The 5,387-nt window shown below is 60.9% G+C and carries 7 protein-coding genes; 4 read left to right on the forward strand and 3 right to left on the reverse strand.

All coding sequences use genetic code 11. The features are described from left to right. On the forward strand, positions 1-834 hold an 834-nt coding region (locus L288_RS33020), incomplete at its 5' end, for an outer membrane beta-barrel protein (RefSeq protein WP_152523466.1). 122 nt (positions 835-956) lie between these two features. Here L288_RS33020 and mobQ read toward each other — a convergent pair. Further along, complete coding sequence (mobQ, locus tag L288_RS33025) at positions 957-2,180, reverse strand: MobQ family relaxase (RefSeq protein ID WP_013044869.1); 1,224 nt, start codon at positions 2,178-2,180, stop codon at positions 957-959. A gap of 167 nt (positions 2,181-2,347) precedes the next feature. Between mobQ and L288_RS33030 the strand changes: the two genes are divergently transcribed. Both L288_RS33030 and L288_RS33035 read left to right on the forward strand, forming a co-directional pair. Next, entirely contained in the window at positions 2,348-2,623 is a 276-nt protein-coding gene (locus L288_RS33030) for a hypothetical protein (RefSeq protein ID WP_013044870.1), read from the forward strand. Continuing rightward, positions 2,616-3,056, forward strand: coding sequence for a hypothetical protein (locus tag L288_RS33035; protein WP_013044871.1), 441 nt, complete (start codon positions 2,616-2,618; stop codon positions 3,054-3,056). The genes L288_RS33030 and L288_RS33035 overlap by 8 nt, the downstream gene beginning before the upstream one ends. Before the next feature lie 10 nt (positions 3,057-3,066). Here L288_RS33035 and L288_RS33040 read toward each other — a convergent pair whose 3' ends face one another. After that, positions 3,067-3,387: a type II toxin-antitoxin system PemK/MazF family toxin gene (locus L288_RS33040; RefSeq protein ID WP_013044872.1), complete on the reverse strand. Its 321-nt coding sequence runs from the start codon at positions 3,385-3,387 to the stop codon at positions 3,067-3,069. Continuing rightward, positions 3,384-3,605, reverse strand: coding sequence for an antitoxin MazE family protein (locus L288_RS33045; RefSeq protein WP_013044873.1), 222 nt, complete (start codon positions 3,603-3,605; stop codon positions 3,384-3,386). The genes L288_RS33040 and L288_RS33045 overlap by 4 nt, the downstream gene beginning before the upstream one ends. Before the next feature lie 1,292 nt (positions 3,606-4,897). Between L288_RS33045 and L288_RS42395 the strand changes: the two genes are divergently transcribed. Continuing rightward, positions 4,898-5,290, forward strand: coding sequence for a hypothetical protein (locus L288_RS42395; protein WP_013044867.1), 393 nt, complete (start codon positions 4,898-4,900; stop codon positions 5,288-5,290). Positions 5,291-5,387: the final 97 nt, after the last annotated feature.

Genomic DNA, 5,387 nt, shown 5'->3' on the forward strand with positions numbered 1-5,387 from the left:
CCCCCCCCCCCGCTAGGGTCGCGAAAATTAGTCATGTTTCGTGTTTACTTAGGGGGTTTATTAATGAAGAAGATTATTACTTGCGCCGTTCTTGCGTCTGCCGCTCTTGCTACGCCTGCTTTCGCGCAGGATGAAGCCGACAAGGGTATGTATTTCCAACTTCGCACCGGCGTTGCTGACCTCAACAATCCCGATTTCGCCATCATCGACACATGGTCCGAGCCGAACAATCGCCTCGACACGAAGCTCAACACCAAGTCCGCTGCAACCTTTGGCGGTGAGCTGGGCTATGATTTCGGCGGCGTCCGCGTCGGCCTCGAACTGGCCTATCAGCGCAACAAGGTGAAGGGCATCACGCTCAAGAGCCTGAACGGCACCGCGATCACGGCCGAGGACCTCTCCGATGTTGTCGAAGGTCTTGGCGAACTCGACATTATCAGCGTCGATGATTTGGACGGCGTTGACATTAACGGCACCACGATCAGCGCGACCAACGGCTCCGTCGCTAAGCTGCGCCAGCTCGCCGTGATGGCGAATGTCACCTACGATATTCCGCTCGGCGGCAACACGTTCAAGCCCTATGTCGGCGTGGGCCTCGGCGCGGTCGGCTCACACCTCAAGGCGCTGGGCGAGGATGACGGCTCGGTTCGCTTCGCATGGCAGCTCCGCGCCGGTGCAGCCGTGAAGGTGACGAAGGGCATCGATCTGACCGCCGATTACACCTATCGTCAGACCGGCAGCGGCAAGCTGAACTTCGGGGACGAGGACGTGGAATATCGCCTCGGTAAAACCAAGGCTTCGCTGTTTCAGGTCGGTCTGCGCTTTACGCTCTGATCCGCGACCCTCTCAAATCGCGATAAGTGAGAAACCCTCCTGCTCTGCGGGAGGGTTTTTTCTTGGCTATACGATCCGATCATATGCGACCGAATCATATATGATCGGATCGTATATCGCCGTCACAAGCTCATGCCCCGGTCGCGTTGCAGGATCAGCTCCCGCTCACCGATGAGCTGACCCACGGCGCGCGCCATTTTCGGTTCACGCTGGATCTGCTCGATATAAAGATCCTTGGTGTGCTGGTTGGCCCCGTTATAGGCGTCCACCGCCTTGCGGAGCGCTTCCGGGGTCGCCTTCCAGTCGCTGTTATGGTCGCCATAGCCATGCGCGCCCGCCTCGCGCTTCCCGGCGATGGTATTGAACTTCTCGGCCACCCGCTCGCGTTCCCGCACCTGCTGGCGCTCCTGCGCTTCCTGACGGGCGCGATCGGCGGCTAGACGCTCCTGCGCTTCGCGGGCGAGTTGCACCTCGGCCGCCTCGCGCCGATCGCGCTCGACCGCACCGCTCAAGCTGGCCGCAACATCGTGCAGCCTGCCCGCGATCCGCTGCCCCATGTCTCGCAGCCATTCCGTCCCGCGCTCGATATACTGGCGCAGGCCGGCCCGCTCGACGACGCCGGCGTTGTGCTGACCTACCGCCGTCACCGGCTCATAGGCCCGCCCTTCCCGCGCGGCCACCTGCTCGGCCCGCCGCTCCATCGCCGTCGCACTCGGCCCCATATGCACGGTGGGTTCCTGCTCGATCCCCTGCCGCTGGTGACTGCGATGGTCCACCCGGTCGGGGACGTTCGCCAGTTCCAGCGCCCGATTCTGCATCTCGGCCCATCGTTCCCGCCACCGCTCGACCTCGCCGCTCTGCTTCTGGTCCAGCTCGCGCGTCTTTTCCCCCAGCCCCTCAGGGCCAAGGCGGCGCGTCGTCGTCAACAGGTGGGCATGGTGATTGCGCTGGTCGCCCTCGCGACCAGGTGCATGGATCGACACGTCCACCGCCACCCCATGCCGCTCGCTGATTTCCCGCGCGAGGCCCAAGGCCAGCTCCCGGCGCTCGTCGGCCGACAGCTCGACGGGCAGCGCGATTTCATATTCCCGCGCCACGGTCGCGTTCTTGCGCGTCTCCGCCAGCTCGGCCGCGTTCCATAGCCGCTCGCGGTCGGCCGCCCACTCCGGCGCGTCGGTCGGCAACATCAGCTCGCTATGCTCGACGCCCTGCTTGCGGGTGTAATCGTGGACGAGGCCGGTGCGCTCGTCCGTGATTTCGACGCCCGCACGATAGGCTGCCGCCGCCGTCGCGCTGCGACCGGCGGAACGGCCTATCGCCTTCACCGCAAGATGGAAACTCGCCATCGCCGCGCCCTACCTTGCCATGCGGGAGCATGGCGCGGGCGATAGCCCGCTGGGGTGGAGGGGTATCCCCTCCCGCACGCAAACGCAAGTTTGCATAAGTGCGCCCTTCCTCTCTTTCGTTCAGTCGGGTCCGGTGCTATCAATATCACTCAGCGAAAGGATTGTGCATGGCCGCTCCGACGCCAGAGGCTATCGAAAACGCCCGCCGCAAGGTCGAACAGGCCAAGGCCCGGTTGCAGGCATTGGAAGCGCGCGCCGCCACCCTGAACCGCAAACAGGACGCCCGCCGCAAGATCATCCTCGGCGGCCTGCTCCTCGATGCCGCGATGAAAGACCCCGCATGGGAATCCCGCCTCAATGACCTGATGGGCCGGATCAGCCGCGATCAGGATCGCAAGGCGTTCGATGGCTGGACCTTCAAGGGCGGCCCCGCCGATGCCTGACCCGTTAGACCCCGCTGAGTTCGACGCCCCGCCCCCTGCCGATCCCGGCGCGGATTATCGCGTCCTGCTCGATGCGATGCGGCAGGCCGGGGCCGATGGGATCGCGCAGCAGTCGGCCGCGCTGGTCCAGCGGATCGAGCAGGACGCCCGCCAGCGCCTCGAATGGGGGCAACGGATGGGAACGGCGGTCGATGATCTCCAGCGCGTGGCGGGGCAGCTCCAGCGGGTCAGTGCCGGGATATGGTGGGACCGGCTGAAGGAATGGCTCTCGGCCGCCCTGATCGGGCTGGGCCTGATCTTCGCCGCGGCCCTCGCCTACCAGTGGGCGAAGGAACCCAAGATTGAACAGCGGCTATACGGCTGCACCGCACGATGGGACGCCAAAACAGGCAAGTGCAAAGGCGACTGGGTGCCGTTGCAGGCAAGGGAATGACCGACGCCCTTCAAATCAGCCCGACGACAAGGAGCAAGGCGCGGTCCACGGCCTTCATCCGCTCATCGTCAAGCCGCCCGAAAGGCTTGCTGATTTTCGAGCGGGGCAGGGTCGAGAGCTTGTCCACCATCACCTGCGAGAGCACACGCAACCCATTGGCGTTGTCCGGCTCGACGGTGATGCGAAAGGCAGCGTCGCGCACGGCGCTGGTGATCGGGCAGATCACGAGGCTTTCCAGCTCGGCCAAAAGATTCGACTGCACAATGAGGGCCGGGCGAGGCTTGCCGTAGTCACCTTGCAACGAAACCGCGACAATATCGCCTCGCTTCACTGCCAGCCCTCGACCTGCGCCGCCGCTTCCTCGACAAACCGCAGCGCGTCCAGCTCCGCCGGGTCGCCCTTCAACTTCAAGCATTGCTGGCGCACACGCTCCGCGAAGTCAGCCCCGCGCGTGTCGGGAACCCAGAATTGGACGGGCCGAAACCCCGCCGCACGCATCCGCTGGCGGTGCCGATCTACCTTGTCAGCCCTTTGCTTGATCGCGGCCATGTGAATCTCCATAGGTATCATGCTAAGTTACATGATACCTCTTTGACTGCTCCCCCGCAAGTTCCTTCACTCCGATTTGCCTCTGGCGTCCCGCAGGGGCGCCGCCGAGCCTTTGGATGGCACAAAAGCCACCCCCAAGCGCCTCCCTGCGTCCTACGGGCCGGAAATCGCCTCCTACACCCCCTGATAGCCCGTAGGAACTTTGCCGTAGGAACTGCCCTTTGCGGGAATATGCGACCGTATGAGCTGGGCGTCTCCAACCCATAACGCGCGCCGCGATTAGCGGCGCTCATTGTTCACTTTTTGTTCCTATCTAAAGGGGCTGCTTCGCCAGCGCTTAGGTCCGCGCTTGCACCCCCTTTAGATCATATAGAAGGGCGAGATTTTTTATTGCGTAATTTCAATGTGTTGGCGGGGGGGGGTAGCCAGTAGCTGATTGGCTAGGGGTAGCCAGTAGCTGATTGGCTAGGGTCTGTCGATTTTCACCAATTTATTGTCGATAATTGACGTTGATTTTTGATAATTTTCTGGCGATAATCGGACATAGATTGACTGCCCCTAGCCAATCTATGTCCGATTTCTCGACACTGGAGTCACACCCCTGTGACAGATACGCGCACCTTGCCCGCCACCAAGCCTCAGCCTAGCCGATGGGTCCAGACTGACCGTGCATCGCATGAGGCTTGGGCGCGCTTAAGCGCATCAAACCCCAAGGCTGGGGCCTTACTACATCTGCTTGCCGCTCGGGTCGGAGATAATAATGCTGTTGTAGTAAGTCACAAGACATTAGCAGAATTGCTAGGGGTTAGATCAATTACAACTATTAAGACAGCAATAACTGCACTTGTTTCTGGAAATTGGATTGAAGTCAGGCGGATTGGTGAAAACGGCACTGTCAACGCATATGTGTTGAACGATAGAGTTGTTTGGTCTGGACCACGTGAAGGGCTAAGATACAGCCTATTTTCTGCAACTGTCGTCGTCTCCGACAGCGAACAGCCGGACCGCGATACTTTGGGCAAGCAAGAACCACTACGCCGCCTTCCCCCGATAGGTGAGCGTCAGCTACCGCACGGCGACGGACTTCCCCCTCCTTCGCAACCGTTCCTAGATGGAATTGAGCCTGATCTGCCCGCCACCGAACAGCAGAACCTCGATCCGGCGATGCAAGAGGAACTATCCCAGCTCGTCATCGGCCTAGGAAACAGGCTCCGCGCGCCCGATGCCTCTCCCCCTGACGATGCAACCGATATATAGATACTATACAGGCCGACTTAACAGCGAGTGACATCATGGGTATCACCCTAAGAGAAGCATCCGAAAAGGTCGGTGTCACCCGCCAAACGCTCATGAAGGCGATCAAGACAGGCCGGGTTTCCGCCGAAAAATCCGATAACGGCGAATGGCGCATTGAACCTGTCGAGCTATTTCGTGTCTGGCCCCCTGTAAATGGGGTGCAGCAACCTTTACAGCCTAACATAACAGGCAGTGACACCCCCGGTTTACAGGCTGAAAACAGGCTGTTGCGGGAGCAGGTTGCCGAACTGCGTGAAGAACGGAACGCTTGGCGGGAGCAAGCCCAACGGCTCGCCCTCACCGATCAGCGCGCTGTCTCGCAGCCCAGCTCCCGCCCCGGCTTCTGGTCGCGCCTGTTCGGCCGCCAGGGCGACAGCCCTAGCGGATAGTGATGAATCCATTGAGAAAATTGTTGCGGTTTCGCAACATATTAGAAAAAACTCAGTTGACCTCAAAATATTTCTTGTATTTTTTAGTTTAGCAGTT

Source organism: Sphingobium quisquiliarum P25 (assembly GCF_000445065.1).
Taxonomy (GTDB): Bacteria; Pseudomonadota; Alphaproteobacteria; order Sphingomonadales; family Sphingomonadaceae; genus Sphingobium; species Sphingobium quisquiliarum.

Excerpts from the sequence above, each read along its gene's own strand:
- mobQ (WP_013044869.1), bottom strand. The coding sequence starts at position 2,180 with ATGGCGAGTTTCCATCTTGCGGTGAAGGCGATAGGCCGTTCCGCCGGT.
- L288_RS33030 (WP_013044870.1), top strand. The coding sequence starts at position 2,348 with ATGGCCGCTCCGACGCCAGAGGCTATCGAAAACGCCCGCCGCAAGGTC.
- L288_RS33045 (WP_013044873.1), bottom strand. The coding sequence starts at position 3,605 with ATGGCCGCGATCAAGCAAAGGGCTGACAAGGTAGATCGGCACCGCCAG.
- L288_RS33035 (WP_013044871.1), top strand. The coding sequence starts at position 2,616 with ATGCCTGACCCGTTAGACCCCGCTGAGTTCGACGCCCCGCCCCCTGCC.
- L288_RS42395 (WP_013044867.1), top strand. The coding sequence starts at position 4,898 with ATGGGTATCACCCTAAGAGAAGCATCCGAAAAGGTCGGTGTCACCCGC.